This is a genomic window from Arthrobacter crystallopoietes BAB-32 (assembly GCF_000328305.2).
GTDB classification, from domain to species: Bacteria; Actinomycetota; Actinomycetes; order Actinomycetales; family Micrococcaceae; genus Crystallibacter; species Crystallibacter crystallopoietes_A.
Genome location: NZ_ANPE02000307.1, coordinates 1 through 3,017 on the forward strand (window position 1 = coordinate 1; position 3,017 = coordinate 3,017).

The following is a 3,017-nucleotide window of genomic DNA, read 5'->3' on the forward strand; positions in this document are numbered from 1 at the left end:
ACGAAGCCCCCGCCTGCTGTTGCGGCACCTGAGGCGGGTGGCGGCTTAGGCGAGGGCCGCGCTGGCGCCGGCTGCCGCCGTCGTCAGTTCACTCTGGCGGCTGGCGCGGATGAGGTCCGCGCAGCGCTCGCCGATCATCATGACCGTGAGGTTGGGATTCACGGTGACGTGCTCGGGCATGACCGAGGCGTCCGCGACGCGCAGGCCGGTGACGCCCTTGACCCGCAGCTCGGGGTCGAGCGGGGACATGGCGTCGTCGGCCGGGCCCATGCGGACGGTGCCGACGGGGTGGTAGACGGTGTTGTGCGTCTTGCGGATGTAGTCCTGCAGTTCCTCGTCGGTCTGCGCCTCGATGCCGGGGGAGAGCTCGCGGCCGGCCCATTCGGCCATGGCGGGCTGGGCGGCGATTTCGCGGGCCTTGCGGATGCCGGCGACCATGACGCGCATGTCGTGGCCGTCCGGGTCGGTGAAGTAGCGCGGGTCCACCATGGGCTTGTCGCGGAAGTCGCGGCTGCGCAGCCGGACGGTGCCGCGGGAGCGCGCGTGCGTGACGTTGGGGGTGAGGCTGAAGCCGTTCTCCGTGGTGGGGTAGCCGTGCCGCAGCGTGTTCATGTCGAATGGCACGGAGCCGTAGTGCATCATCAGGTCCGGGCGGTCCAGGCCGTCCTCGGTGGGGGTGAAGATGCCGATCTCCCACCACTGGGTCGACTCGGTGACCATGGGCTGCTTCGCCTCGAATTGCACGACGCCTTCGGGGTGGTCCTGCAGGTGCTCGCCGACGCCGGCGGAGTCGACCACGACCTCGATCCCGTGCTCGGCGAGGTGCGCGGCGGGGCCGATGCCGGAGAGCATGAGCAGCTTGGGCGAGTCGATGGCGCCGGTGGACAGGACGACCTCACGGCGCGCGGAGAGGGTGTGCGTGCGGCCGAAGGCGTTGTCCACAATCTCGACGCCGGTGCAGCGCCTGTCCGCGTCGATCACCAGCCGGCGGGCGCGCAGGCCGGTGAGCAGGGTGAAGTTTTCGCGCTCGATGATCGGGTGGATGTAGGAGACCGAACTGGAGGAGCGGGTGCCGTCCGCGCGGCGGTTGATCTGGAAGAAGTTGGCGCCGTTGATGACGGTGGTGCCGCTGTTGAACTTCGCGCGCGGGATGCCGGCCTGTTCGCAGGCGTCCAAAAGCGCGACGCCGGCGGGGTCCTTCGGGGGAACGTTCATCACATGCACGGGGCCGGCATCGCCGTGGTGCGGCGCGTCCGGGCCGGCGTCCTCGTTGGTCTCCAGCCGCTGGTACAGGGGCCAGGCGGCTTCGGCGTTCCAGCCGGTGGCGCCGTACTTGGACTCCCACTCGTCCAGGTCCTCGCGCGGGGCCCAGAACGCGATGCACGAGTTGTGGCTGGAGCAGCCGCCCATGACCTTCGCGCGGGAGTGGCGCATGAAGGAGTTGCCGTTCTCCTGCGGCTCGATCGGGTAGTCCCAGTCGTAGCCGGATTCCAGCAGCTCCATCCAGCGGTCCAGTTGCAGCACCTCGGGCACGCCGCGGTCATCGGGGCCGGCCTCCACCAGCGCGACGGTGACGTCCGGGTCTTCGCTCAGCCGGGCGGCGACGGCGGCCCCGGCGGATCCGCCGCCGACCACGATGTAGTCGAACTCGCGGTCGGTCAGGTTCTCGATGTTGTCGATGTGCATCTAGTTCTCCTTGCCGTGGTCAGCGAACCAGCCGGTCACCTGCGGGCTGGTGTTCTGGTAGATGTGCTTGGCTTCCTGGTATTCGGCCAGGCCGGTCGGGCCCAGCTCGCGCCCGACGCCGGACTGGCCGAAGCCGCCCCACTCGGCCTGCGGGAGGTAGGGGTGGAAGTCGTTGATCCAGACGGTGCCGTGCCGCAGCCGCCCGGCCACGCGCTGCGCCTTGCCGGCGTCCTGGGTCCAGACCGCGCCGGCCAGGCCGTAGATGGTGTCGTTGGCGGTCGCGACGGCCTCGTCCTCGGTGCGGAAGGTCTCGACCGTGACCACCGGGCCGAAGGCTTCGTCCACAACAACGGACATCCCCCTTGACACGCGGTCCAGGACGGTCGGCTGGTAGTAGAAACCGGCGTCGTACTTTTCACCCTCAGGCGCGCCGCCGCCGCACCGCAGCCGCGCGCCCTCCTGCACCCCGCGCTGAACGTAGGCGTGGACCTTCTCCCGGTGCGCCGCCGAAATCAGCGGCCCGGTCTCGGCCGCCTCGTCGAACGGGCCGCCGAGCCGGATGCCCTGCGCTCGGCGGACCAGCTCGTCCACGAAGCGCTCGGCGATCGACTCCTCGACCACCAGCCGCGCCCCGGCGGAGCAGACCTGCCCGGAATGCACGAACGCGCCGTTGAGCGCATTGTCGACGGCGGCGTCGAAGTCCGCGTCGGCGAACACCACGTTGGGGTTCTTGCCGCCGAGCTCCAGCGCCACCTTCTTCACCGTGCCGGCCGCGGCCGCCGCGATCACCTTGCCGGTGGCCAGGCCGCCGGTGAAGGAAACGAGGTCGACGTCGGGGTGTTCGGCGAGCGGTGCGCCCGCCTCCGCGCCGGGTCCGGTCACGAGGTTGGCGACGCCGTCCGGCAGGCCCAGGTCCTGCAGCAGCTGCATGGCCAGGATCGACGTGGACGGGGTGAGCTCGGAGGGCTTGAGCACAAAGGTGCAGCCGGCGGCCAGCGCGGGCGCGATCTTCCACGCGGCCTGCAGCAGCGGGTAGTTCCACGGCGTGATCATCCCGCAGACGCCCACCGGCTCGTAGACAATCCTGCTAACGACGGCGGGGTCCCCGGCGTCGACCACGCGGCCCGCCTCCTGGCCGGCGAGCCTGCCGAAGTATTCGAAGCAGGCGGCGATGTCTTCCATGTCGATGCGGCTTTCGGCGATCCGCTTGCCGGTGTCCAGGGACTCGGCGCGGGCGAACTTCTCGCGGCGTTCGCGCAGTCCGGCGGCGACCTTGAGCAGGAAGGCGCCGCGCTCGGGCGCCGGGACGGCGGCCCAGACGCCGGAGTCGA

The 3,017-nt window shown here is 70.6% G+C and carries 2 protein-coding genes; both read right to left on the reverse strand.

Translation table 11 applies throughout. The annotated features are described in order from the left end of the window. Nucleotides 1–45 precede the first annotated feature (45 nt). A complete protein-coding gene (locus D477_RS20440) occupies nt 46–1,686 on the reverse strand; it encodes a GMC family oxidoreductase (RefSeq protein WP_005275134.1) in 1,641 nt (546 codons plus the stop codon). Then, nucleotides 1,687–3,017, reverse strand: a 1,331-nt coding sequence (locus D477_RS20445) for an aldehyde dehydrogenase family protein (RefSeq protein WP_005275137.1), incomplete at its 5' end; no start/stop codon positions are given.